General features: G+C 26.6%; 31 protein-coding genes and 1 pseudogene. 20 read left to right on the forward strand and 12 right to left on the reverse strand.

What is annotated here, in order from left to right; translation table 11 throughout:
* The 3 genes from ACRDDE_RS10595 to ACRDDE_RS10605 form a co-directional block, all read right to left on the reverse strand.
* Positions 1 to 478: DUF1538 family protein (locus ACRDDE_RS10595; protein WP_438627190.1), on the reverse strand; the 478-nt coding region annotated here is incomplete at its 3' end.
* 436 nt (positions 479 to 914) lie between these two features.
* Positions 915 to 1352: a hypothetical protein gene (locus ACRDDE_RS10600; protein ID WP_438627191.1), complete on the reverse strand. Its 438-nt coding sequence runs from the start codon at positions 1350 to 1352 to the stop codon at positions 915 to 917.
* Entirely contained in the window at positions 1342 to 1554 is a 213-nt protein-coding gene (locus ACRDDE_RS10605) for a helix-turn-helix transcriptional regulator (RefSeq protein WP_438627192.1), read from the reverse strand. Before ACRDDE_RS10605 ends, ACRDDE_RS10600 begins: the two co-directional genes overlap by 11 nt.
* Before the next feature lie 308 nt (positions 1555 to 1862).
* On the opposite strand from ACRDDE_RS10605, the gene ACRDDE_RS10610 reads away from it, so the two are divergent.
* From ACRDDE_RS10610 to ACRDDE_RS10630, 5 genes are all read left to right on the forward strand, one after another.
* Positions 1863 to 2393 (forward strand): sigma-70 family RNA polymerase sigma factor, encoded by a 531-nt coding sequence (locus tag ACRDDE_RS10610; RefSeq protein WP_438627193.1) that lies wholly within the window; start codon positions 1863 to 1865, stop codon positions 2391 to 2393.
* A 4-nt stretch (positions 2394 to 2397) separates the two neighbouring features.
* Positions 2398 to 3429, forward strand: coding sequence for a DUF4179 domain-containing protein (locus ACRDDE_RS10615; RefSeq protein WP_438627194.1), 1032 nt, complete (start codon positions 2398 to 2400; stop codon positions 3427 to 3429).
* A 179-nt stretch (positions 3430 to 3608) separates the two neighbouring features.
* Positions 3609 to 3938, forward strand: a complete 330-nt coding sequence (locus tag ACRDDE_RS10620; RefSeq protein ID WP_438627195.1) for a PadR family transcriptional regulator — start codon at positions 3609 to 3611, stop codon at positions 3936 to 3938.
* Between the two features lie 17 nt (positions 3939 to 3955).
* A complete protein-coding gene (locus tag ACRDDE_RS10625; protein WP_438627196.1) occupies positions 3956 to 4759 on the forward strand; it encodes a hypothetical protein in 804 nt (267 codons plus the stop codon).
* A gap of 143 nt (positions 4760 to 4902) precedes the next feature.
* The gene (locus ACRDDE_RS10630; protein ID WP_438627197.1) at positions 4903 to 5154 is read left to right on the forward strand and encodes a kinase to dihydroxyacetone kinase; all 252 of its coding nucleotides are present in this window, start codon (positions 4903 to 4905) and stop codon (positions 5152 to 5154) included.
* 84 nt (positions 5155 to 5238) lie between these two features.
* Here the strand turns inward: ACRDDE_RS10630 and ACRDDE_RS10635 are convergent, their stop codons facing one another.
* The 5 genes from ACRDDE_RS10635 to ACRDDE_RS10655 all read right to left on the reverse strand — a co-directional run bounded on the left by ACRDDE_RS10635 (position 5239) and on the right by ACRDDE_RS10655 (position 8576).
* Positions 5239 to 6243 (reverse strand): rod shape-determining protein, encoded by a 1005-nt coding sequence (locus ACRDDE_RS10635; RefSeq protein WP_438627198.1) that lies wholly within the window; start codon positions 6241 to 6243, stop codon positions 5239 to 5241.
* Between the two features lie 566 nt (positions 6244 to 6809).
* A complete protein-coding gene (locus ACRDDE_RS10640) occupies positions 6810 to 7091 on the reverse strand; it encodes a hypothetical protein (RefSeq protein ID WP_438627199.1) in 282 nt (93 codons plus the stop codon).
* Between the two features lie 12 nt (positions 7092 to 7103).
* Complete coding sequence (locus ACRDDE_RS10645) at positions 7104 to 7502, reverse strand: SHOCT-like domain-containing protein (RefSeq protein ID WP_247013821.1); 399 nt, start codon at positions 7500 to 7502, stop codon at positions 7104 to 7106.
* An 82-nt stretch (positions 7503 to 7584) separates the two neighbouring features.
* A complete protein-coding gene (locus ACRDDE_RS10650) occupies positions 7585 to 7947 on the reverse strand; it encodes a DUF2089 domain-containing protein (protein ID WP_438627200.1) in 363 nt (120 codons plus the stop codon).
* 233 nt (positions 7948 to 8180) lie between these two features.
* Complete coding sequence (locus ACRDDE_RS10655; protein ID WP_438627201.1) at positions 8181 to 8576, reverse strand: hypothetical protein; 396 nt, start codon at positions 8574 to 8576, stop codon at positions 8181 to 8183.
* A 188-nt stretch (positions 8577 to 8764) separates the two neighbouring features.
* Between ACRDDE_RS10655 and ACRDDE_RS10660 the strand changes: the two genes are divergently transcribed.
* On the forward strand, positions 8765 to 8890 hold the full coding sequence (locus tag ACRDDE_RS10660; protein WP_438627202.1) for a hypothetical protein: 126 nt from the start codon (positions 8765 to 8767) through the stop codon (positions 8888 to 8890).
* 148 nt (positions 8891 to 9038) lie between these two features.
* Complete coding sequence (locus ACRDDE_RS10665; RefSeq protein WP_168932441.1) at positions 9039 to 9176, forward strand: hypothetical protein; 138 nt, start codon at positions 9039 to 9041, stop codon at positions 9174 to 9176.
* 64 nt (positions 9177 to 9240) lie between these two features.
* Here ACRDDE_RS10665 and ACRDDE_RS10670 read toward each other — a convergent pair whose 3' ends face one another.
* Entirely contained in the window at positions 9241 to 10083 is an 843-nt protein-coding gene (locus tag ACRDDE_RS10670; RefSeq protein WP_438627203.1) for a GNAT family N-acetyltransferase, read from the reverse strand.
* Positions 10084 to 10989: 906 nt separating this feature from the next.
* Here ACRDDE_RS10670 and ACRDDE_RS10675 point away from each other — a divergent pair.
* The 11 genes from ACRDDE_RS10675 to ACRDDE_RS10725 all read left to right on the forward strand — a co-directional run bounded on the left by ACRDDE_RS10675 (position 10990) and on the right by ACRDDE_RS10725 (position 22353).
* Positions 10990 to 12090, forward strand: coding sequence for a replication initiation protein (locus ACRDDE_RS10675; RefSeq protein WP_438627204.1), 1101 nt, complete (start codon positions 10990 to 10992; stop codon positions 12088 to 12090).
* A gap of 423 nt (positions 12091 to 12513) precedes the next feature.
* Complete coding sequence (locus tag ACRDDE_RS10680) at positions 12514 to 13686, forward strand: MFS transporter (RefSeq protein ID WP_438627205.1); 1173 nt, start codon at positions 12514 to 12516, stop codon at positions 13684 to 13686.
* Positions 13687 to 14120: 434 nt separating this feature from the next.
* Entirely contained in the window at positions 14121 to 14627 is a 507-nt protein-coding gene (locus tag ACRDDE_RS10685; protein WP_220796980.1) for an RNA polymerase sigma factor, read from the forward strand.
* Between the two features lie 3 nt (positions 14628 to 14630).
* Entirely contained in the window at positions 14631 to 15662 is a 1032-nt protein-coding gene (locus ACRDDE_RS10690) for a DUF4179 domain-containing protein (protein ID WP_220796981.1), read from the forward strand.
* 310 nt (positions 15663 to 15972) lie between these two features.
* Positions 15973 to 17043: a hypothetical protein gene (locus ACRDDE_RS10695; RefSeq protein ID WP_220796982.1), complete on the forward strand. Its 1071-nt coding sequence runs from the start codon at positions 15973 to 15975 to the stop codon at positions 17041 to 17043.
* 236 nt (positions 17044 to 17279) lie between these two features.
* On the forward strand, positions 17280 to 17894 hold the full coding sequence (locus ACRDDE_RS10700; RefSeq protein WP_438627206.1) for a sugar O-acetyltransferase: 615 nt from the start codon (positions 17280 to 17282) through the stop codon (positions 17892 to 17894).
* A 180-nt stretch (positions 17895 to 18074) separates the two neighbouring features.
* Complete coding sequence (locus ACRDDE_RS10705; RefSeq protein ID WP_438627207.1) at positions 18075 to 18506, forward strand: MarR family winged helix-turn-helix transcriptional regulator; 432 nt, start codon at positions 18075 to 18077, stop codon at positions 18504 to 18506.
* 14 nt (positions 18507 to 18520) lie between these two features.
* Positions 18521 to 19345, forward strand: coding sequence for a DUF6544 family protein (locus tag ACRDDE_RS10710; RefSeq protein WP_438627208.1), 825 nt, complete (start codon positions 18521 to 18523; stop codon positions 19343 to 19345).
* A gap of 159 nt (positions 19346 to 19504) precedes the next feature.
* Positions 19505 to 20788 carry a radical SAM protein gene (locus tag ACRDDE_RS10715; RefSeq protein WP_438627209.1) on the forward strand — a complete coding sequence of 428 codons (1284 nt, stop codon included), beginning with the start codon at positions 19505 to 19507 and terminating at the stop codon, positions 20786 to 20788.
* A gap of 31 nt (positions 20789 to 20819) precedes the next feature.
* On the forward strand, positions 20820 to 21485 hold the full coding sequence (locus tag ACRDDE_RS10720) for a DUF3885 domain-containing protein (RefSeq protein ID WP_438627210.1): 666 nt from the start codon (positions 20820 to 20822) through the stop codon (positions 21483 to 21485).
* 115 nt (positions 21486 to 21600) lie between these two features.
* Positions 21601 to 22353, forward strand: coding sequence for a hypothetical protein (locus ACRDDE_RS10725; RefSeq protein ID WP_438627211.1), 753 nt, complete (start codon positions 21601 to 21603; stop codon positions 22351 to 22353).
* Positions 22354 to 22476: 123 nt separating this feature from the next.
* Here ACRDDE_RS10725 and ACRDDE_RS10730 read toward each other — a convergent pair whose 3' ends face one another.
* Both ACRDDE_RS10730 and ACRDDE_RS10735 read right to left on the reverse strand, forming a co-directional pair.
* On the reverse strand, positions 22477 to 22815 hold the full coding sequence (locus tag ACRDDE_RS10730; RefSeq protein ID WP_438627399.1) for a hypothetical protein: 339 nt from the start codon (positions 22813 to 22815) through the stop codon (positions 22477 to 22479).
* Positions 22816 to 22860: 45 nt separating this feature from the next.
* A pseudogene (locus ACRDDE_RS10735) lies at positions 22861 to 23156 on the reverse strand (acyl-ACP thioesterase domain-containing protein); the annotation flags it as partial.
* A gap of 324 nt (positions 23157 to 23480) precedes the next feature.
* Here ACRDDE_RS10735 and ACRDDE_RS10740 point away from each other — a divergent pair.
* A complete protein-coding gene (locus tag ACRDDE_RS10740) occupies positions 23481 to 24041 on the forward strand; it encodes a TetR-like C-terminal domain-containing protein (protein ID WP_438627212.1) in 561 nt (186 codons plus the stop codon).
* A 194-nt stretch (positions 24042 to 24235) separates the two neighbouring features.
* Positions 24236 to 26005, forward strand: coding sequence for an oleate hydratase (locus ACRDDE_RS10745; RefSeq protein WP_438627213.1), 1770 nt, complete (start codon positions 24236 to 24238; stop codon positions 26003 to 26005).
* Positions 26006 to 26222: 217 nt separating this feature from the next.
* Here ACRDDE_RS10745 and ACRDDE_RS10750 read toward each other — a convergent pair whose 3' ends face one another.
* Positions 26223 to 26750 carry a cupin domain-containing protein gene (locus ACRDDE_RS10750; RefSeq protein WP_438627214.1) on the reverse strand — a complete coding sequence of 176 codons (528 nt, stop codon included), beginning with the start codon at positions 26748 to 26750 and terminating at the stop codon, positions 26223 to 26225.
* Positions 26751 to 26804 lie beyond the last annotated feature (54 nt).

The raw sequence follows: 26804 nt of genomic DNA on the forward strand, positions 1-26804 counted from the left end.
CAATAAGGAAAATAATTAAATATAATACTGTTAAAATCTTGTATAGAGGAATATTATAAACAACTCTTGCTAATCCAAATGAAAGCATTATAGCTAATCCTATAGATACAGCTATAACAATAGTTGAACTAGATACCTGACCCGATGTGACTAAATCAACTTGATTTGAAAAAACTAATAAATCCGGCTCTGCAATACAGATAAAAAACCCAAGTATTAGTCCGGCGATAATTACTACCCATAATTTATTTACCTTTGCAATGCTTGATCCTATAAGATTTGATAAAGGAGTAATCCCTATTTCAACTCCAATTAAAAAAACTGCTAATCCTAAAATTATAAAGATTGATCCAATTCCAAACCTAAATAAAAGTGGAGTTTCCAAAGGAGTTAGGGTAAAATTTAATAACATTACTATAATGATAATTGGTGTAACTGAAAGTAAAACCTCTTTTAATTTTTCAGTGAATACATTCAAATACATCACTTCCTTTCGTTAAGTTTATTAAATTTAATGTACAAGATTATATATTCATAATAAGTAATTTTGTACGCTGCAATGTTAGGAATGAAACTTATTTTCATATAACCCTTATAAAAATATTAACACGAAAATTATTAAAATTCAATCAATTCAAACAATTTAACAATCACTTTACAAAGAAATATTATTCGAATTTTTTATTATGCAATGGTAAGTACACCTAAACTATATTGGTATTTTTTACAATATAAGTTGTTTTATTAACTAAATTTAAAGAAGCCCTTAGAATACAATTAATTGTATTCTAAGGGCTTCTTTAAATTTATGTTTAACCTAATTTTTCTATTTTCATCATCAAATATTAAGTTAGAACATTTAACAGTAAGATTGAAATAAGTTTAGACAGTATAATAATATCATTATATAAAACCTAAAACTTTTTAGCGTATTGATTTGCTAGAATTATTTCAAATATATATTTTAAAATAAAGATTGCTAGCAATGACATTGTTGTCCAAGATGGAGAGTTCATTACAATACATACATAAGCAATTATGATAACCATCCAATTGATTATTTCCCCTGATGTTGCTTTTGCTTTACATTTTATAAGCGTATTTCTTTCATCTTTTCTTTCAACTTGGAGTTGTTTAAATTTAACAGGATCTTTTCTCAATTTTCTAATACCGTATGATCCTCCTAATCCTCCACAAATTGCTCCAACCCCTAGGCCTATACATAAACTTGATGCTCTATCCCAAACATCACTAGATGGCCCTGCTACTAATATTATTAATCCAACTATTAATATAATTACCCCAAAGATAACCATAGCTTTATTTAATTTTTCATCTTGTTTAATCTTCATTCCCATTTTCCTCCTCATAAATAAAAATTTCTTCAATTGCCATATTAAAATATCTCGCAATTTTAAATGCTAAAATTATCGATGGATTATATCTTCCATTTTCTAAAGAACCTATAGTTTGTCTTGAAACTTCCAGTGCAGTTGCTAAGTCTTCTTGAGTTACTTTATTTTGCTTTCTTATTTCTTCCAATCTATTATTCAAAATATAAGCTCCTTCCTTCAGCTTAAAAGTAAAGCTCACTTTCCATAATTCATTATATTTCTCCAAATGGAAAGCTTACTTTACTTTTATTCTATATATATCAAACTCATATGTCAAGTTTACTTTCCATTATATTTTTTAATTTACTTAAATAGCTTTTAACCCTTTTTTTAAACCCCTTTTAACTTTATTATTAGAAAGTATGAAAAATTTTTTTATAAAAGTGCAAGGTTCTTATAATTTAAATTGTATATAAGAAGTGTAAAAGCTTTTACGGATGTATTGTAAGAAAAAAGGGGGTAAATAACTTGCAAGCTGAATTAATTATTAAATATATAAAAAAGAAAAAACAAAAGGGGTTAGAAATGCTCATAGATGAATATAGTGGCCTTGTTGCATCTGTTGTTAGAAGAAATCTAGGTAAATTAATAAACTATGAGGAAGAATGTATAAGTGATGTATTTCTAGCTATTTGGGATAACATAGATAGTTTTGATAAAGACAAAAACTCTTTTAAAAACTGGATCTGTGTAATATCAAAATATAAAGCAATTAACTATAAGAAAAAATATTTAGATAAAATAGAAACTTATGAGATTGATGACGGTATCTATTACATAGATAAAAACTTACTTGATATTGAGATTAAAGAGGGAATAGATGATATTGTTAAATACTTACCCTATAAGGATAGAGATATCTTTATAAGTTATTACTTAGATGGCGAGGATGCTCCTCAAATAGCCAAAGATAATAATTTAAGTATATCCAGTCTTTACAGTCGGTTATCCAGGGGAAGAAAAAAAATCAGAAAATCACTTACAAATAGGGAGGTTTAATGTTATGAATGAATATAAATCTTTTAATGATGTAGAGTTTGATATAGAAAATTATGAAGAAGTTAGTGTAAATAAAAAATTGATAAAATCCAGGGTAAAGTCTAAATTGAATAAAAGAAAAAATAAATCAAAGAAAATATTAGCTACTAGTGTTTCTGGATTAGTTTTAATTGGTGGGTTGTTTGTATTTCGTTATCCTGTTTATGCAAACATGTACAAAGTAATGTATGATATAAAAAATGCTTTAGGTTTAGAATCAAACTTAGAAGATTATAAAACTGTAGTTGGCCAATCTATAACGAAAAATGGGCTTACAATAACTTTAAATGAAGTTGTATTAGATAAAGACGTTTTAATTGTATCTACAACATACAAATATAAAAAGGAACTTGAAGATGGTAATATTATGGCATTTGAAAATATTTATATAAATGGTAAACCAATGAATTCAGGTGGTAGTGGTAGTGCTACTATAATTGACAAAAATACAGTTGAAGAAGTATTTATATATACATTAGACGAAGATGTAAAAAAAGATGATTTAGATATTAAAATAGCTTATTCTGATCCTGTTTACTTTGAAAATAAAAAAGAAAATACTATAAATGGAAAATGGGTATTTGAGTTTAAAACAAATAGAAAAGATCTTGAACTCGATACAAAATCAATTAAACTAAATCAATCTTTTGAGCTAGGAAAAGATGAAACAATTACATTAAAAGAATATAGAACTAACGCTTTAGGTCCTAATATAATCTATGATAGACATATTCATAATAAAGATTTGGTTTATTATGATATAAAGTTACTTGGAAAAGATAATTTAGGTAATGATGTTGAATTTTGCATAATAAGTGCCGATGAAAATAAAGGTAAACTGACATTATCTAATTTAGAAGAAAATCTAGATAAAAATGCAACAGAATTAAAACTTGTTCCTTATGCTGCAAAGCAATCTAATACAAGTGGTAAGATGAATGATGATTTTAAAAAGATCGGTGATGAATTTACAATAAATTTAAATGAATTAAAATAGATATGATTAAGTTAATACCCTTAGACTTCAACTTCGTTGATTCTAAGGGATATTTTTATTCTTTAATTTATAAACTAGTTTTTATAGAAGCAATTCCTCTCACTATCTTGCTTTACAACATAGTAAAAGAGTGCTATATTGTAAAGCAAGATAGATATATTAAAAGGTGAGTGATTATTTTGAACAATACAATATCCTCTCAAATGCTAAAAGGTATTCTAGAGGGGTGTATCTTAAAAATTATAAGTCAAAAAGAAATCTACGGATATGAGATGAATTTAAAATTAAAAGAATATGGAATTTCAACAGTTTCAGATGGAACAATATATCCACTATTACTAAAACTTCAAAAACAAGAATTAATAGTTGGAGAAATGAGAAGTTCAGGTGAGGGGCCTATGCGTAAATACTATAAACTTACTAATCAGGGTAAAGTCCAACTAGAGATATTTGAAGAACAATGGGGTATTCTATCAAATAGTGTAAATAAAATTTTAAAGATTAAGTAAAAAGGGAGGGGAATAATATGCAGAATGCTAAAAAACTTATAGAGTTAAATAATTCATACAGGGAGTTATTAAGTGAAGAAAACAAATTATTTTATGACGACATATTGGTTTATATCAGAGCAAAAAGTTTCTTAAAAGATGAAACTCAAATAGAAGAATCTTTACTTGAAATTTTAACAGATATTATAGAGGCCCAAAATCAAGAAATTAAAGCCGAAGATTATTTTGGAAGAAATACAAAAGAAATAAGTGACGAAATATTAAAAAATACAAATAAAAGTTCTTTTAAAGAGAGATTTACTTTGTTTTTGAGTTCTATGGGAATATACTCTTTAGTTACATTACTTCCAAAGTTAATAAATCCTAATGAAACCTTAGATGTGGGTAAATTCTTTGTATGCTTAGTATTTACACTATTATTTGTAAATCTTATTTTGAACATTTTAGGAAATGCAGTCTATTCAAATAAAGAAAAAAGGTTTACATTTATTGTATTTGTTTTATTCTGTACATATATAGGTTTAATGACCTTAATGGATCGAATTCTACCGACTACATTTGAATTTAAATTAACAGGGTATATTGGTATAACTATTATTTTAATGTTCGGAGGCCTAGGCGTAATATATAGCTTAAAAGAAAAATTATTTTATTCATTTTTGCCTATTATAGTAGTAGCTTGTACATTAGGAATATTAAGTAGATTAAAGTTTCTAAACTTTTCAATTATCGAAGGCCATGGTAAGACTATCTCTATGGTAGCTATGTTAATAGCTTTTATATTATTCTATTTAATATCTTATCTATATGTTAAGGAGTAGAGTTTTAAATTAACTATTAACTAATGTATTTAATTCAAAAAAATTTGATTTAGTACTTATTTTTTTAATAAATTAATTTTGATATAATATATATAAGTATAAATTACTGTATATATTATACAAATTTGAAAGGATGATAAAAAATGTTAGAATATAGATATGATACACAGTTGTTAATCGAAGGAACTAATCTTGATGAGGATGCAATAAATGAATACTTTAATACTAATTTTAAAGGTGATTGTTTACTTGCTGTAGGTGATGAAGAACTTATCAAGGTTCATTTCCACACAAATGAACCTTGGGAAGTATTAAAATACTGTTCAACTTTAGGAGAAATATACGATATTGTAATTGAAGACATGGAACGTCAATCAAGAGGATTACAAGGATAATGTTTTTCTAAATAAAAGGACTTAAACTCTAAATTAAAAGAGTTTAAGTCCTTTTGTGTTTATTGTATTAAATAGTTAAAAATATCATTTTTTACTTTTTTCTAATAAATTAAGTGATGCAAGTGAGGCTCCTGTTCCTTTTGCAACACATAACAAAGCATCTTCTGCTATGCTAACTTTTATATTAGTTTTCGCTTGTATTCTTTTATCTAAACCATTAAGAAGTGACCCTCCACCAGTCATGATTATTCCATTTTCATAAATATCTGATGATAATTCTGGTGGTGCTTTTTCTAATACTGAACATGCTGCTAATATTATTTGTTGTGTACATTTTTCAATTGCATCTTTTATTTCCGATGAATTAATTTGTATTTTGCCAGGAAGTCTTGTAACTAAATTTATTCCACTTATGTCCATATACTTTTCTTCATCAATACATGCTGTTCCAATTTTTATTTTTATCTTTTCAGCTGTTAGTTCCCCTACAAGAAAATTATGCTGCTTTTTAATATATTCTATTATAGAGTCATCAAACTTGTCTCCGCCTATCTTTATTGACTCACTAATTACAGTACCACCTAAAGATATAATAGCTATATCTGCAGTACCTCCTCCTATATCTATAACCATACTTCCATTTGGACTCGAAATATCTATGCCTGCTCCAATAGCAGCTGCTATTGGGCCTTCAATTGTATAAACCTCTTTTGCCCCAGTATGTCTAACAGCCTCTTCTACAGCTATTTTTTCAACTCCAGTCACTCCAGTTGGTACACATACCATTACTCTTGGCATAAACACCTTATTCATACCTTTTTTATTTAATACTTTACCTATGAAGTAATTTAGCATCTTTTCTGTAGTGTCATAATCAGATATTACACCATTTTGTAATGGTCTTATAGATACTATATTACTAGGAGTTTTTCCTATCATTTTATACGCTTCTGATCCCACTGCTAAAACAGATCCGGTATTTTTCTCTATAGCAACTACTGATGGTTCTGTTAATACTATTCCTTTGCCAGAAACGGATATCAATACATTCGCAGTTCCTAAATCTATGCCTATATCATTGCTAGCCATTTTACTCAACTCCTCTTAATACGTATATGTCTGGAATTTAATCTTATTTATTTAAATCTTTTATTGTTTTTGAATTTTTATTCCAAATTGTATTTTATTTTTATACATTTAATAAACATTTTGTTTTTTAAATGTATAAAAATAGTATATTATTAATCAATAAATATAACAATTATCAATATTTTCCAATTTTGATGATTACCTAAAGTAGTATAAATAATATCATGAAAATTTATGATGAGTAAGATAGTCTATATTTGTAAAAATGAAATTATAGACGAAAATACTTTGCCTAAACTTAGATAAAAGTATTAAATTTACATTAGCTATTTATAGAGCACATGGAATTACTATATTTTTAGATAATGCTATTAAGCTAGTTTTAGTATTTTCAAATGCTTATAAACAATAAAAATAGGAGCAATTGCTCCTATTTTTATTGTTTATAACAAATGTTATTAGGTACACCTATTATTTAAATAACCTATTATCCAAGGTTCATTTAAATAATAACGCCCATAAAACTAATTTTTGACTGAGATTAATATCCATCCCGTTTATACATTTTATATTTGTATTTTTACTATCTCACCATGATCTTCTATATCTACCAATCCCTTATGGTTTTTCTTTAAGTACTTTAATCCCTTTATTAAAACATCTATCATTTCTTTTATATCTTCACTGTCTTTTATGATTTCTTTACTATTAGTACCTTTGTTATATTTATTTATATGCTCTTTTTTTATAAATGGCTTTCCTAACCTTAACCCAGCAATAACTACAGCCATAGGTATATTTAAGTTTAAGTTGCTATTGCCCTCCTTACTTTTAACTATAATTTTCAATATGTTCACCTCTTAGCATATTTCAACTATTACTCGGTCATTACCATCTTCTACCTCAACGATTCTACCTACAAACCCTTTATCTATTGCATCCATTAATTTATCAAAGTCTATATTATGTTTTTCAAGCTCCCCAATATGCATTTTACCTATTCCACCCATTATTTTTATAAATTCTAATGGTATATTTACTTTTACTTTTGACCCATCTGAGCTTAACACCCTTACGTATAACATTTTTTCTCCATCTGGATTTGGAGTTATATTTAAAAACTCTTCAGCTGATATATCTTTTTTTTCATCCGCTTTTTCATTATTGCTATTTTCTAGTGCTTCTAATAATTTAATAGCCTCTTCTGAAGTTATTTTACCTTCTTCAACCATTTTTAATATTCTTTTCTTATCTTCCATTTTTACCACCCTTTACAATTTATGTGAATAACTTACTAACCCGAATCCTTGCTAGTACTATATATACGCTACAATTTGGTTTTTATAATTTTTTTAGAAGATTTATTGCTTCATCTGAACTTATTTCACCATTCTCTAACATATCCATAATATTTTGTTTTTCTTTAGATGTATCTTTTTTTACGGTTAAATTTAATGCATTATTTATTTCATCTAACTTACCTCTAACAGTTGGGTAAGATATTCCAAGGTGCTTTTCTACATCCTTTATATTTCCTCTACATGCTAGGAATACTTCTACAAAATTCAGTTGTTCTTTTGATAATTTATTGAATTTAGTAAACGAAAATTCATTTTCTATTATTGTGTTACAATGATTACATTTTAATTTCATTATTTTCATCTCTTTGTCACATACCGGACAATTCGTTATTACTTTATACACTTGATCACTTCCTTCTTGATATAAGTATATTCTATTTTTTTCAAAAAGTCAGCCTTAATATTCAATATTTCAATATATATTTTAATATATTTAATATTATAACTTTAATATATTAAATATATTAATTTAAACATTAATTTAATTTAATTCAATCTAATCTTTTATTTATAAAATTAACCCCTCTTAAAATCCACATTTCCTGATTTTAAGAGGGGTTAAACTAACTAAATTTTTCAATCAAATAATCCCTTTTGATTAGGATCTTTAGTAAGTTTTGATTTTATATAGTCTCTAAGTTTAAAAAACTTAAAGATTATAGGTAAAGATATAAATAAAATAATAAGTATCGATGAAATCTCTTTATATTTAAATTCTATAAATTCGAAAAATAAATTACTTATAATAAATGTAATTGTAAGAGATACCATCAAGCAAACCACCATAACTAGCATTAAAACAATATTATTTTTGTATCTAAAAAGATTGTCCCATCTTTGTTCATTCATATTAAAAACTACCTTCATAATAAGGAATATTCCCATTATAATAGCTAGCAAGATCAAAGTAAAAACTAAGCTCAGTATAGAATAAGAAATTAAAAATATAATTAGATTGAGAATTAAACTCATAAATCATCCCCCTTTCTTAGAACAATCTTACCTATTGTTGTTTTGAAAATCAATACTAGTAAAAAACATTCTTGATTTTCAAATCTTATTACTATTCGTCGTATTTTGTAGATTTAAGTATTCTTATTTTTGTTGTTATTCCAATATTTATACTGGTAATATATCTAGTAAAGAAAGGGGAGAGTTTAGTGAAAAATTATTCTTATAAGTCTCATATACTTTTATCAGTTATTTTTTCTTGCGTAATCGGAATTATATCATTTTTTATAATCGGGCCATCTCAAATGAGCACATCAATAGGCGTTATTCAATAAGTTGATGATCCTAGCCTAATTCATACTCAAATTTCTTATAGCTTTGATTCAATATTTAAAATAATTATCATCAGTTTAGTGCTTTTATTGGTTTTATATAAACCTATAAAGTCACTTGACTTACAAAAGTGAATTAGGAGGGTTTATTATGGATTTAGCTATGAATGGAATGATTGTTTTTAATTTATTTAATATGCTTCTAACGTTCATTATAAAAATTATTGCAATATACACAATGTACTTAGCTATAAAAGCTTTTAAAATATACATAAGTAAGAACTCTTAAAGCTTTTATTTAACAAGTACTTATGAATTTAAACAAATGAAAGCCTGTATATTAAAAATATATATTATACAGGCTTTTTTGTATTTAAATCTAAGTAATAATATTCTCCTTTGATATTTATCCTAAATCCAGCATTTTTATAAATATTAATGGCTTTACTATTCCAATTTGCAACTCTTAAGTAAATATCCTTAGATCCTTGTGAAATATAATAGTTTATTCCAAAGTTTAAAAGTTCCTTTCCATAACCTCTATTTTGATAATCCTTGTTTACAATAAGATCATCAATTTCATTATTTAAAAGTGTAACAGCTCCTATAATTTTATTTTTATCTAATAACATGAATATATAATCTTGATTTTTTATTAACTCATCTCTACTGGGATGTACTCTATGAGGTTGTATATTTAATGATTTTCGCATACCATAAAAACAATTTTCATATAACTCTTTATATTCATGATAGTATGTGTCTTTGTATCTAATTGGATTTAAATTTGAATCCTTCTTATCTCCTTTATAGTTCATATGACAGTATCCAAACCACCTGTTAAATCCCTTTTTTAAGAAAAAACTACTAGTATCATATTTCTCTATTCTAATCTCAATGTTAACTTTCTCAATTTCTTTAGACTTAATAAAATCTATAACGCTTGAGTATAGTTTATGACCTATTCCATTATTTCTATTTGATTCGGATACATACAACATCAATTTTGAATCTTTTTTTATATTATCAAAAGTTAAAATAGAAAAACCTAGAATAGAATTTCCTTCTGCATACACTTTACAATAGCTATTAGAGTTAATCATATTCTCTATTTCAATTTCGTTTATACTAGAAACTTCATTTTTTAAAAGTTCAATTATTTTTATATTATCTACTTTTTTTAAATCCCTTATCATTTAGATATCCCCCTTGAGTTAATACTAATTAATATATTACAATATATTTTATAAAATCATAATAATTAGATAAAAATTTTTATATATAGCCGTATATTTAGAATTAGAGCTTTTAAAAACTGTATTGATAGGTAATTACTCTAAATAATCTAAAAATCTCTTTAAAATCTATCTCATTAGCTTTTAGGGGTATCTTCTATCTTAATATAAACTAAAAATATACAATATTCTTAAATTTTATATGTTTAATCTATATATATTTCATTTAATCTACAAATTCATATACATTAAACTATTTTCAGTAAAAATATAATCTTTATATATTACAAATTTCCTAAGAGTTTTTATTTTTAATGTAAAGACTAGATCAGATTAGAACAAAAAATGACCTTTACTAGTCTTTACTTAGTATTTAAATAGTATTTATAGTATTTAATAGTATTTAGGCCTACCTGAAGATATTGGAATTACTAATAAAATTAAACCTAAATACGACACATGGGAACCCTAAGTGCGACAGGAGGGAACTCTAAATACGACACATGGGAACCCTAAGTGCGACAGGAGGGAACTCTAAATACGACACATGGGAACCTTAAGTGCGACAGGAGGGAACTCTAAATACGACATATGGGAACCTTAAATGTGACAGGAGAGAATTTTAAATATTATACTTTAAAAATTTAAATGCGACAGGAGGGAACTCTAAATACGACACATGGGAACCTTAAATGTGACGGGAGAAAAAGTTAATCAAATAATTGAAAATAGTCATGTTAGTATTTAATTTAGTTTAAATACGACATATGGAAAATATTAAAACGCATATTTTGAAAAATTGACGTAATTTATTTTTTGTATTAAATTATAAGAGGAATGATATGAATTATTGGGTGGAGGATAATGATGAATATAAATGAAAAAAATATAGTTATGAAAAATAACATAATTATAAAAGCTAAGTATAATATCTCTACGCTAGAGAATAGAATATTTTTAATGCTTTTATATAAATTACAAAGAAATAATGATGATGTAATTAAATGTGAAATATCTCATGAAGAATTTAAAACTATAATAAAGAAAAAACAGACTAGCTCTGTGGACTCAATTTCTAATTTGTTGGTTAACTTAAGAAAACAAAGTATTTATTTTAGAGATGAAGAGGGATGGGGGGAATATGGGTTTATAAATGGTTTTAAATATATAAAATCTAGAAAAACTTTTAAAATTGAAGCATCTAAAGAAATTCATAATTACATAAGAAACTATTTAGATACAGGATATACACCTATCAACTTAGCTATATTTTTTGGACTAATAAACCCAAATGCTCAAAGATTTTATGATTTATTAAGATTATGGAGTGGGACAAAATCAATTATAAATTATAAGGTGGACGAGCTTAAAGAGCTTTTAATGATTGAAGGAAAGTATGATAGATACAATGACTTTAAAAGAAGAATTATAGTTCCCGCTATAAAAGAGCTTAATAATACAGGGTGTTTTGAAATAGATTTTAAAGAAAATAAAGTAGGTAGAAGAGTTGATTCTATTGACTTTATAGTTAAAGATTTAGATAAAAGAAAGTATTTTGCTAAAGATATGATAAATGATGATAATCAAGAGCAAATTTTATTAGATGAATGTTCTGCTGATGTGGAAGTTTTAGATATGAAAGATTTAAAAGATATAGAAAAGAATACTAATAATGATGATTCAAAGGTGGTTGTAAGCAATACATATATCCCTGATGAAAGTTTATTTACAAAGGGAACTTTAAGAAGGGTTAAAATGGATTTTAAAGAGATTAACTTCAAAAATGAATATATGGAAAAGGCATTTGAGGATGCAGTTATGATAACTTTAGATAAAGATGATGTTGAAAAAATAAAAGCTGGATCTTATAAGTTTTTTAAAGGTACATTAGAAAATAAAATTACTGAATACAAGGTAGAAGAAGAAGGAGATATGATTCATCAGCAAGAAATGGATTTATTCTGGTAAAATGTAAAAACTAATAACTTTTAAATACGGCATATGGGAACTTTCTAAATTTAATTTATAAATTATATAAGTTAAAAAACTTTCAAATAGTTGGAAGTAAAAGATTATAAATTTTTTATTTAGTTATTATTAATTAAAATTTGAGTATTATGGAAAATGTATTGAGATTTAGCAATACAGCTAAAAAAAATAAATAAATAAGTTAAATATAGAAAACAACATAAAAATAACTGTATAAAAACCTAGTTTTTATACAGTTATTTTTATGTTGTTTTCTAGCGGAATATCTTATATTAAAATGAACAATTTAATATAAGACTTCTGATATAATAAATTGTATAAATAAAAAACGGAGGGATGTAAAATGCATCTGCAAGATTAAGCCCCTATTAGTTAAAATTTATATAACTAGGGGGCAATTCAATGAAACGAAATTTAAAATTAATGTATTTAATAGCATTCCTACAAGGACTAGTATTTTATGGTCCTGTAAGTTTAATATATAGAACACAAAGAGGCTTATCTATAAGTGAATTTTTCTTTTTAGAATTTATATTACTATTTATAATAGTGCTTACAGAAATCCCGTGGGGATATTTTGCAGATAAATATGGATATAAAAAGACATTAACAATATCATATATAGTATTCTTTTTAGCAAGATTTAGCTTATTATTTTGTAATACTTTTATTGGATTTTTATTACAGACAATATTAACTGCTATTGGAGTGTCAGGGACCTCTGGATGTGATATAGCATTTCTATACAGATCATGCAATTCAGATGAAAGTGAGAAGGTTTTTGGTAGATATAGAGCCTTTAATAGTCTAGCATTTTTTATTTCATCAACAACATCATTCTTTTTCATAAATATATCCATAGAATCAGCGATAATTGCAACAGTCGTTGCATGTGGTCTAAGTATTATTACTATTTGTTTTACAAAGGATGTAGAGATAGAGATTTCTAATCAAAAAAATGAATCCATAATTAAAGATAGTTTTAAAAATATAAAGAATGTAAAGCTAATGTTTATATTTGTTATATCTACAGCTATAATATCTGAAATATCCTATGGAATAAGTGTAAACTTAGGGCAATTACATTTTGAAAGTATAGGGGTGGATATAAGATTTCTGGGGTATATAACGGCACTTTCAGAACTTCTAGCAATGTTATCTTTTAAAACCCATGTAATTAGCAAAAAATTTGGGCAAGTGAAAACTTTAAAAACAATGGTAAGTATGATGCTTTTATGTGTGTTATTATTGGTATTTACCAAAAACATATTTATAAGTATTATTGCAGTATGCTCTTTAAGTGGATTAATATCAATGATTTCACCAATTGTATTAGATATTAAAAATAAATCTATAAGTAAGAATAGAGCTACTATTTTATCAGTTTACTCAATGATAGGCAGTTTATTTTCTGCTTTTATAAACATTGTTATAGGATTTTGTGCAGATATATATTTGAAATATGCATTTTTAGCGTGTTTTATAATAATGGCTATAGGAGTATTCGGAGTTTATTTATATATGAAGAAAGACAGAATCTATAAGAAAAACGTAGAGGATTTAGGAAAAATCTAAAATTGAAAAGATGTAAGGAGGGAACTAGTAGAACTAAATTTTCTACTAGTTTTTTCTTTTTAATAAAAGATTAGATATCTACAATAAAGTTAAGTTTAATTTTTAGACATAAAATGCAAGTTAAATTGATAGTAAAATTCAATTTGAAATACAACACATGGGAACCCTAAATACGACATGAGGGAACTTTAAGATATACAAAAACAACTATAAAAAAACTTAGTTTTAACATAGTTGTTTTTAGTTTTTAATTTAGAATAATTAAATTTGAACGATAAGATAAATAAGCAATAATATTTCAAATTTATTATTTTATTAAAAAATAATAAATAAATGGAACTATTTGGATAAAACACGAGTCTAATAATTGTGGCAAAACAAAGTAAAACTTAAGAAAGCGATATGTACGTACATAAGATTTTTAGGAGGAAGTAATGGAAAACTTAATAAAAAAAGCTAAAAAAGGTAATGAAGAATCCTTTTTTGAACTTATTGAAGCAAACAAAGTAGCTTTATATAAGGCTGCTAAATCTATTTTAAATAATGACGATGATGTAGCGGATGCAATGCAGGAAACAATGATAGCGGCATATAGAAATATAAAATCACTTAAAGATGATTCTTATTTTAAAACATGGTTAACTAAGATACTTATTAACAAATGTAAAGACATAATGGCTAAGAATAAAGAAGTATTAATTGTAGACAATTATAAAGAAGAAGGTTACACTCAAGAGTTCTTGAGTAAATTTGAAATAGAAGACATGTTAAACAGTTTATCAAAAGAGCAAAAATTAGTTATATCACTTTATTATATATCTCAATTTAATACAAGAGAAATAAGCGAAATATTAAAAGAATCAGAAGGAACTATTAAATCCAGGTTATCTAGAGCTAGAAATAAGTTAAGAAAGAATACTCAGATAATAAGGGAGGTATAAATAATGGATAAAATGAATAAAGTTGATAAAATAATAGGTGGTCGTGAAATTCCAAATTGTGTAGATGAAAGAATAGATGAAACAAAAGCATTTATAAAAAGAGAAAAACGAAGAAAAAAGATTATTAAAAATACAGTTGTATCATTTGGACTGGTTTGTGTTATTCTCTTAGGAATGAGTGTGACTCACCCAGCACTTGCAGAGAAAATACCTTTTTTAGGAAATGTAATGAACATATTAAAATCAGATAAAGCAGTATCTGAAAAAATGTCATTTGTCAAAGGTGTAAATAATAAAAATGTAAAACCAATAAATGAAAAATCAGTAAGTAATAATATAGGTATTACAGTACAAGAAGCATATTGTGACGGAAGTAATATCTTTATAAGTTATATAATAGAATCAGAAAATAGTAAGCTTAATAAATCAGATAGTGTATATTTGAACAAGTCTATTGGCGGTGGGGACATAAAAGCTAGTTTTAGCGATGAACAATTAAGTGAAGTTGATGCTGCGACTAAAAAGATTGATGAAAATACTTATGCAGTTTTACAGTATATTGATTTAGAACCACTTATACAGAAGGGAATAAATATAGAGGATACATTTGATTTAAAAATAAATATATCAGATCTTAGTATATGGGATGAAACGGGATTAAAATATATAAAAGGCCATTGGAAATATAAATTAGCTATGAAAAAAGATGATAGTAAAAATGTAAAATTTGAGCCTAATTTAGAAAACAACAAGGCTGTACTAAAAAAGGTTGTTTTAACTCCAGGAACTACTGAGGTAGAAGTAGATATCCCTAAGGAATTTGGAGAAAGTGCATACATACTAGCATATGATGATAAAGGCAATAAATTAGATGGACATACATTTAGTTATAATATAGAAAGTAAAATTGGTACATTAGAATATAAAAAATTTACTCCTATTTCTAAAGATGCAGACTATATTGTAGTAAAAGTTGTAGATAAAAATACTGATAACTTAGATGTATTCAGTGAATTTAAATTACCATTAAAATAATATGAAAATTAAGAATAATATTTTAATGGTAACTATTAACCGTATCACAAATGAGTGATACGGTTTTTTTATAAAAAATTATATGTAAGTAAAAAATTTAATATTAAATAAAGTTAAAAAAGCATTAAATGATATAATTAAGTATAGATATTATAAAGTGAATTCATATACAGGATTAAAAAAGAAGAACCTCTTGAAGTAAATACGTTTCTTCTTTTCCACGTAAAATATTTAATTTTATGCCTATTAAAGGTAGTAACTTTAAATATTTAATAGATGTATTTTTAGCTATTTAATAAAGGGGTACAGTATGAAAGAAATAGAATTTTTTAAACTTGGATTATATGAAGGTGAGATAGGAAGCGATGCTTTAGCTAGAAAAAAAGAGTTTGGACATATAATGACTCAAACAAGAAAAAGAGCTAAAGGAGATAGATGCTTACATTGCAATGAAAAGAAGTCTAGTTTCTGTAATTCACACTCAGTACCAGCATTTTGTTTAAGAAACATATCAACTAATGGATATTTGTACTATTCAAATACATTAATAAATATACCGTTATTAGATGAGGAGAAAGGTGTTAAAAATGCAGGAACATTTCAAATAATATGTAAAGAGTGTGATAGTACAATTTTTCAAGAGTATGAAAATCCAAATAACTATGAAAATGAGGCAACGCCTAAAATGTTAGCACAAATAGCTATGAAAAACTTTTTAAGGCATATAGGAAATAGAACTAATGATCATGCATTGTATGAAATAATAGGTGAGAAAAATCCTTTTGCATTAGATTTCATTAGAAATATGCACAGTATTCAGGATGTTGAAATAGATGAATACAAGCGAAATTATGATAAAGCAAAGAGGTTAAGTAAATTAAATTGTAAGCGAGAATACTATCAATTTTATCATCAGAAATTAGACTATGTTGTACCTCTGGCATTTCAAGGAAGCATAGCTATTGTAACAGACTTAGATGGAGAAATTGTAAATGATATATATTTTAAAGAACGAAAATATAGCATACAAAATTTACATATCTGTATTTTTCCACTAAAGGATACGAGTATAGTTATGATGTTCACAGATTCAAGTGATGATAGATATGAACATTTTTGTAGTAAATTTAATGAATTATCTAATGATGATAAGTTATCGTTAATCAATTATATAATTTTCTTATATTCGGAAGACGTATTTTTATCAAAGGAAATACCTGAAAATATATTAAAAGATAAAAAATTAGTTGAGGTTTCTCAGTTAAGTTCAATTGCATTTTTAAATTTCTCAAATTCAATTGAAGATGTAAAAAAAATATATGATTTAAGTAAGTATAGAGAAATACCGAATTTATTAAGTGAAAAACATAAGTTAAGATAAAATAAATTATATTTTTAATACTTATGATTAACCTAAGGTATTAACTTGAATTGAGCGTATTTTAAAGAGATGAGTAAATTAGATGTTAAAAAACTATATAAAAACTTAGTTTTTATATAGTTTTTTTATTGTTATAATAAAGTTTAAAATATAATGAAGTATATATAGATTTTATTTAGTTATACATATAAAATGTTATAATATAAAAAATTATAGTATTTATTCAGGAGGGGAAAATGGAGCTAAAAGAAATAATACATAGACAATATAATCAGAAATTGTATTACTGTAATGATGAAAAATTAGTACAAGAACAATTAAAATGCTTAGATTTACTATACGACTTTAATCAGACACGTCCAGTAGAACAAGAAAAGAGAAGTGAACTATTAAAAGAAATGTTTGCTGAAATAGGTGAAGATTGCTATATAGAACCTCCACTTAGAGCAAATTGGGGTGGTAAAAATGTTCACTTTGGGAATGGGGTTTATGCTAATTTTAATCTTACTTTAGTTGATGATGGAGACATATTTGTAGGGAACAATGTTATGTTTGCTCCTAATGTAGTTATCGCAAGTGCAACACATCCTATACATCCAGAGTTAAGAAGAAAACAAGCTCAATATAATTTACCTATACATATAGGAAATAATGTTTGGATTGGAGCAGGTGCAGTAGTGCTTCCAGGTGTAAAAATTGGAGATAATACAGTAATAGGTGCAGGTAGCGTAGTGACTAAGGATATTCCTTCAAATGTAGTGGCTATTGGTAATCCTTGCAGGGTTTTAAGAGAAATTAATGAAAATGATATGAAGTATTATTACAAAGATATGAAGATAGATATTGAGTAGTTTTATATGGTATGTATTCGTTAAATAGTATATAAAATCAAATAATCTTATAGATATTAGATAAGTATGTGTTTACGCAAACGTTGATACATACTTATCTAATAAAACAAAAGATTGACAATATATAGGAGCTAATTTACACTAAAAGGTAACTAGTTACTTATTTGAGGTGATAATAAAATGATGGAAAAAAAAGCATATATATTTGGATCAATATTTTTTCTTTCTAACAGAATTCAAAATGAAGGAGACAAGGTTTTTAGTGAAATTACAACTAAGCAATGGTTTTTATTAATATCCATAATAAGCAGTGGGGTCAATAGCCCTACTCTTACAGAAGTTTCAAAAATAATTGGTTATAGCAGACAAAATGTAAAAAAGCTTTCTGTTAATTTAGAAAAAGCTGGTCTTGTAGAGTTACAAAAAGACGTTAATGATAGCAGAGCTCTAAGAATATCGCTGACAGACAATTGCTATCAATATTTTAAAAATAGACAAGAGAAAGAAGAAGAATTTATAGAAAGGTTATATGATGGAATAACAGAAGAAGAATTGGATAGTATGTTGTTAGTTATGAAAAAGTTAGAAAAAAATATAGTAAGTTTGGATTAGGGAGATAAATTAATATGAAAAAGGGGAGAAAAATAGTGATTGGGGTAATTTTTAGTTTACTTGTATTTATTATTGTTTACTTAATGATTCCATATTCTCCGGTTAAAAAGGAATATAGAAGTATTGTCGGAGAACTTTCTGAGGAAAATAAAATGACTAAGAGTATAATCGTTGAGGGTGATTTAAAAACTCTTCCAGAAGTTATACAGAAATATTTTATTAAAAATGGATATGTAGGAATTGAAAGTGCGAGTATAATTAAATTTGATTTTAAGGATGTAGAATTTTCTATGGGGTTTAATAAGCCTAATGTAAAAATTGATTATACAGTATATGATTTTGTAAAAGAGCCTACGAGAGTAGCATTAATTGATTCAAAAATGTTTGGAATACCATTTCAAGGTATAGATATTTGCAAAGATGGAAAGGCAACAATGAAAGGTATACTTGCGAAGCACATAACACTTTTTAATACTAAGTTTGATATTATTGACTCTTCATATTTATCAGAATGTATGATGCATCCAAGTCTTGCTCTTCAAGAAAATATTACGTATAAACAAATTGATGATTATAGTGTTGAGGCAACAATAAGAAAAAATGGAAGAAAAACTACAGGGATTTTTTACTTCAATGAAAACTATGAAATGACTCACTTTATAGATGAGAAGAGGCTATCTTCAGATACTAACACTTATGAAAAATGGTCTGCTGTTACAAGTGATTATAAGGTAGTTAATGGAGTAAATAGGCCGACTAAATTTCAAGCTGTTTGGAACTTTAGTGAAGGAGATTTAGTTTACTTTGATAGTAAAAATATGAAAATTAGCTATGAGTAGTATAAGTATAAAATATAGATATTATGGGAATATAACGTAGAGCCGTGTTACAATAATGTGATGCGGTTTTTCTTATTAATAAGTGTGATAATATAATATGTACAAGATATATATTAACAAAAAATGGTAATGACCATAATAGATCATTTGGAGGGGGACATGAAAAAAAGTATCTTAATGATAACTCCTGAAAATAAGGAGATTAATAGATTTAGAAAAATGCAGATAAATAACTTTATACAAATAACAATGCCGTATTTAGCAGCATTTATTGATGAAAGTAAATATGAAATTACACTAATAGATGAGTACAATCAAAAGATACCTTTTGAAAAAAATTTTGATTTAGTTGTAATTACGGTTAATACTGCAAATGCACCTTATTGTTATAATATTTCAAAAAAGTTTAGAAACAAAGGGAGTGAGGTTGCTTTTGGAGGTCCTCATTCAACTTTATTACCAAATGAGGCAAAAGAACATTGTGATGTATTAATTATAGGGGAGGCTGAGGAAAGTTGGCCAGTATTTTTAGAAGAATTTTATAATGAAAATTACAAAAGTGAATATAAATGTTTAAATACTCCATCGTTAGAAGGAATTCCAATACCAAGAAGAGATTTAATAAAAAGAAGATGGGTTACTAAAGGTGCAGTTTTTGCAACAAGAGGATGTCCATATAGTTGTTCTTACTGTAATCTAAAACAAATATATAAAGATTCATTTAGAAAAAGGCCTATAAATGAGGTAATAGATGATATTAAAAATATAAAAAGTAAGTTTTTTGTTTTTTGGGATGATAATTTCTTTGGGAATGTTGAATATGCAAAAGGATTATTAAAAGAACTTAGTAAGTTAAATAAAAAGTGGGCAGCACAGGTTACATTAGAAAGATGCAATGATGAGGAGTTATTGAAGTTAGCTAAAAAAGCAGGATGTATTTACTTTTTTGTGGGATTAGAGTCTTTTTCAAAAGAAACTTTAAATAGTGTAAATAAAGGATTGAACAATGTAGATAAATATAAAGATTTAATAGACTCTGTTCATAGATATGGAATTTGTATACAAGCAGGAATAATATTTGGTTTTGATACTGATACAACTGAAGTATTTAAAACAACTTTAGATATGTGTAATTTTTTAGGTATTGACGGTGTTACAGTTAGTATATTAACACCACTTCAAAAGACTCCATTATATTATCGATTAAAAGAAGATGGCAGGTTGTTGACTGATGAGTGGTCATATTACAATGGAAAAACCAGAGTAGCATTTGAACCTAAGAATATGAGCAAAGAAGAATTGTTCGAGGGGTATATGTGGTTTAGAAGAAATTTCTATTCTTTAAAATCAATATCTATCAGATTAAGAAAATCAAAGGCTAATATTTTATACAACTTAATAGTCAACCTAGGATATAAGATTTCAATAAGAAAAACATCTTAATTAACAAAATTTGCGTAGGAGAACATAAATTATGAGCGAATTGAAAAAATACATAGTCAATAAATATGAAAATTTAAAATTATATCAGCCATTTTGTAGAGTCAATAAAAATGTGTTAGAATTAGATTTAAAAACTAAAATGGAAGAATCAATTTTTGAAGATAGTAAAGCCTTAGAAAGAGTATATATAAGAGCATTACATATTTTTAAGGATCTATTTAATGACAATGATGATATATTATTTATAATAAATAAGTATGATGAATATCAATGGGAGATTATACAAAATGAAGATGGTGAATATGAACGCAAAGACTTATACTCTGAACCTACATATACTCAATCAAATATAAGAATAAATTCATATATATTCAATAAAATTGTATTAAAAAATCTTAACTGCATAGTTACAGATTTAGGAGAATCAAATGAAGTAGGGATTCAAAAAGTGCACAATTTTTATACTAGTTGTAAGGTTAAAGATATAAGATACAAGAGATTAATAAGGGAGTTAATTGAGGAAGAAGTAGTTAATAGTTTAAAAGGAATGGCTGATTACTATATAGTACACAAGGAAAAAGGATATGTATACCATTTATGTAATGATGAGTGGGTGGATTTAGCATTTAAGAACGATGATGATTTTGAGTTTTTTAAAGAGAAGTACAGTAAGTATATGCTTAAAATAGAAAATTAGTTTAGTTTGAATAGTTAACTCTGAATCATAAAATAACAAACGGTAAAAATAATATATAATTGATAAATAAAATAAAAAATGCTAGTAAGCAATAAAATACAGAGAGCGAGGGAATATGAAAAAAACACTGTATGAATATGAAGAAGTTATAAAAAGACTTCCGATAAAAGATAAATATGGAAAATATGAATTATTGATAGATGATTTTCTTATAGAAAGAGAAGGTAATATAGAAATATATTATGCTCCACATAATGAGTATTTGAACCCAAAAGCCAGGGTATTTATTATTGGGATAACACCTGGATTTCAGCAAATGAGTACAGCTATTTCAACTGCTAGAAAAGAGTTAGAACTAGGAACAGATATTGAAGAAATACAATATAAATGTAAAGTGGCAGGTAGATTTAGTGGAGGATTGAGAAAAAATATAATTAGCATGTTAGATGATATAAAACTCAATGATGCGCTAAGCATAAAGAGTTGTTCAGCATTGTTTGAGGACAAAGATTATTTACTACACACTGTATCACTTATACCATATCCTGTGTTCGTAAAAAAACAGAATTACTCAGGTCATACACCTAAATTATTAAAAAGTGAGTTATTAATGAAATATGTGTATGATAATTTTATTAAAGAACTTAATAACATTGAAAATTTTAAAGATATATTGATAATACCTTTAGGAAGGGCAGTTGAAGAGGTACTGTATAAATTATTAGAAGAAGGAATTATTTGTGAAAAACAAATCCTTAAAGGATTTCCACATCCATCAGGAGCTAATGTAAATAGACTAGTTCAATTAGAAGAAAATAAGGGTAATTTAATAAGACAAATTAAAGAAAATACAACATTTATTGTTTAATATTATAAATAAATGTTGCCATATTAAGCAATAAACTAATAGAATTTAGTTATGGAAATCGTTCAAAAATAACTATTGAACTCATGAAGATTTGTCGTTCTTCAAAATAGGAAGAAAGATGAGTTAGTAGATATTATGAATGGTAGTAATATCGTCATTCTCATTATAAATTACTTCAGATGAAATATGTAATGTATCTCCATCAGTTGTTTCCTTTTTAAATAGGACTTTAATATTAAATAATTTATATTCATTTAAAATAGATCTTGGTAAAGTATCTATTGCCATTTCCACATACTTCACATTATTAACATGACCATTAGAATCTATATCACTATATCTAACTGGATAGTCTTTTATATAGTCCTCTTTTTGAATTTTAGGAATATCATCTAAAGTAGGTACTTCATCTAATTCTCCATTAAGTCCATATATTTCGCTTTGAGTAGATGATATCCTCATAGGACGTCTTTTTTCAAAATCTATTAATATAGCTGTTGAAAAAACTTTGCCTATAACTTTACCCTCAGAGTTTTTTATAGTATTTTGTCTATATCCATAGAATTTTTTGAACCTAACACTTTGGTATCAACAGTTATTGTATCTCTAAATTTAGGGTATTCATATATAGTTATATCATACTTTAAAAGTACCCAAATATATTGATTATGGACAAATCCTTCTTTAGTTTCCCCTAAATAATCAGACTGAGATATAATTACATCCCAAAAGAAATCTACTAAAGATGAAAATTTACATTTATAGAGGATATAATATTTATGCCAAAATGAATCAAGTTTTATTAATCAATAGAAAAACTAGCTTATTTAGAGATGTAATAGAAAATCGTATTACAAGTAAGTGGTACGGTTATTTACAATGATGAGATGTATATTCAATTATGCGCTGAGTGGTCCAATACATTCAATCCTTATAGTAATATTATATTATAATATTACTATAAGGATTGAGGAAATGAATATACTTAAAGATACGAGAAATGTTCGAAAGAATGAAAGCGCAAGGAATAGTTGATGAATTAGAGAAAATAGTTGGATGTAAAATCAATAATAAATCATGATGTATAAATACGAATTTTACAAGTTAAAAAAATGGAGGGGATACATATGTCTCAAATGACTAAAAAATCATTTGCTTCATCGCTTAAAAAAATGCTATCACAAAAACCATTGGAAAAAATAAAAGTCATAGATATAACAGAAGATTGCGAAGTAAATAGGCAGACATTCTACTATCATTTCAAGGACATTTATGATTTACTAGAGTGGATTTATACAAATGAAGCAACACGAGCTTTAGACGGAAAAAAGACATATAATACTTGGCAACAAGGATTTGCACAGATATTTGACTACATATTAGAGAATAAATCTTTTGTATTAAATACATTTAACTCTGTAAGTAGAGAATATCTAGAACGTTATTTATACAATGAAACACAATTACTTCTTATGGGAGTAGTAGAAGAAAAGGCAAAAGGCATGTCAGTTAGGGAAAAAGATAAGGAATTTATTGCAGATTTTTATAAGTATGCATTTATAGGTCTTCTGCTTGACTGGATTAAAAAGGGAATGAAAGAAAATCCTGTAGATATTATTAATAGATTGAATAAATTGGTTTGTGGTAATATTGAAGAGGCTTTAGAGCGATATAGGACAGATAAATAAGCAGTATAAAAGTAAATAGAAAATATAAACTAGACAAATATTATTATTTGTCTAGTTTTTTTACAAATTTATAGTTATGCTTAAAATCTTTACATAAATTCAATCTTGTATATATAAGAAAATCTTAAATCGGAATATGATATAATAAAGCTTTTAAAATAGCTAAGATTTAAAGTATAGGGGGATGATTTTATATGTATTATAGTAATGGGAATTATGAAGCATTTGCACATCCACAGAAACCTGAAGGTGTAGATAGAAAATCAGCATATATAGTTGGAGCTGGTTTAGCATCTTTAGCTGCTGCATGTTTTTTAGTTCGTGATGGACAAATGAAAGGTGAACATATTCATATCTTAGAAGAAATGGATATAGCAGGTGGCGCTTGTGATGGAATTAATGATCCTCAAAAGGGATTTATCATACGTGGTGGGCGTGAAATGGAAAATCATTTCGAATGCTTATGGGATTTATTTAGATCAATACCTTCAATAGAGACTGAAGGAGTTTCTGTATTAGATGAATATTATTGGTTAAATAAAAAAGATCCAAACTATTCTTTAATGAGGGCTACAGTTAACCGAGGAGAAGATGCTCATACAGATGGCAAGTTTGCATTAACAGATAAAGCATCTATGGAAATAATACGATTATTTATGTCAAAAGAAGAAGATTTATATGATAAAAAAATTGAAGATGTATTTACAGAAGAATTTTATGAATCAAACTTTTGGTTATATTGGAGAACTATGTTTGCTTTTGAAGAGTGGCATAGTGCCCTTGAGATGAAGCGTTATATTCAAAGATTTATTCATCATATTGGCGGACTTCCTGATTTTTCAACTTTAAAATTTACAAAATATAATCAATATGACTCATTAATTTTACCAATGATTAAATATCTAGAGTCTAATGGAGTTCATTTTCAATATAATACAACTGTTACCAATGTGATTTTTGAAATAACAGAAGATAAAAAAATAGCAAAACAAATTGTTTGTATTAAAGATGGAAAAGAAGAAAATATTGATTTAGTAGAAGAAGATTTAGTGTTTGTTACAAATGGTAGCTGCACAGAAAATGCAAGCTTAGGTGATGACGATAATGCACCAGTTTTAAGTACAACTGAAGGAGGTTGTTGGAGACTTTGGAGAAACATAGCAGTGCAAGATCCTTCTTTTGGTAGACCTGATAAATTCTGTACTAATATAGATAAAACTAATTGGGAATCTGCTACTATAACTACTTTAGATAACAAAATACCACCGTATATAGAAAAAGTATGTAAACGTAATCCATTTAGTGGGAAAGTTGTTACAGGTGGTATAATTACAGTTAAAGACTCACCTTGGCTAATGAGTTATACTTTAAATAGACAGCCACATTTTAAAGATCAACCAGATGATCAACTTGTTGTATGGGTTTATGGATTATTTACAAATGTAGATGGAGCTTTTATAAAAAAACCAATGAGAGAGTGCACAGGTTACGAGATTACTCAAGAATGGCTATATCATTTAGGAGTTCCAGTAGATCAAATTCCTGATATGGCAAAGAATTCTGCTCATTGTATTCCTTGCATGATGCCATATGTTACTTCATTCTTTATGCCAAGAACATCTGGAGATAGACCGAAAGTGGTACCAGAAAAATGTGTTAACTTTGCATTTATTGGTCAATTTGCAGATACTGTTCGTGATACTGTATTTACAACAGAGTATTCTGTAAGAACTGCTATGGAGGCTGTATATACATTACTTGATGTTGATCGTGGAGTTCCTGAGGTATTTGGTTCTTGTTATGATGTTAGAGTGTTGCTTGATTCAACTTCTAAGATGATGGATGGAAAAAAACTAACAGATATTAAATTACCATTAACATCTAGAGCTAAATTAAAACCAGTCATGAAAGAAATTTCAGGAACTATAATTGAGGAATTATTACAAAGATATAATTTAATATAATTTAAATAAAATTAAAAACAATAAAATAACTGTATAAAAACTAAGTTTTTATACAGTTATTTTATTGTTTTTATAAAGTTTTCTTATTGAGAAGTTATATTGAAATTTTAACTAACCATATTTAGAATATGTGGATTTTTACGTCTAATGAAATTACTAAGTAGTCTAAGCTAATATAGTTAGATTTGAATATTAATATTAGTTAAATTAACTTTAATTAGTATCTAGAGTTTTGTTCAGCTAATTCTGCATCTGATTTAGTTTGGTGAACTGTACCACTTGCATGTTCAGGAGGTGCATAGATAGCATATAATTTAAGCGGTTTATTTCCTGTGTTAATTATATTGTGCCATTTACCAGCAGGTACCATGATAGCATAATCTTCATAAATCATTTTTTGAAAATCTAATTTATCTTTGCTATCCCCCATTTTAACAAGGCCTTGACCTTCTTCAATACGTATGAATTGATCACCGGTTTCATGAACCTCTAACCCTATGTCATCTCCGATATCTATATTCATTAACGTAACTTGCAAATCAGTTCCTGTCCATAAAGCAGTACGGAAAGTATTGTTTTGCTCAGTTGCCTCATCAATATTAATTACAAATGGGTTAGGACCATAATCCTTCAATTGAGGAAGTGGTCTTTGAAATCCTTGGTTGTACATTGATGAATTTGCCCAAAAACTATAGGGGTTCATATTTTGCATTTGAGGGTAACCCCAGAAGGGATATGGGCACATGTTAAACATTTGCATATTAGGCCAGTAAGGCCATGGATATTGACCATTATACAT

The organism is Paraclostridium sp., assembly GCF_051656405.1.
Lineage (GTDB): Bacteria > Bacillota > Clostridia > Peptostreptococcales > Peptostreptococcaceae > Paraclostridium.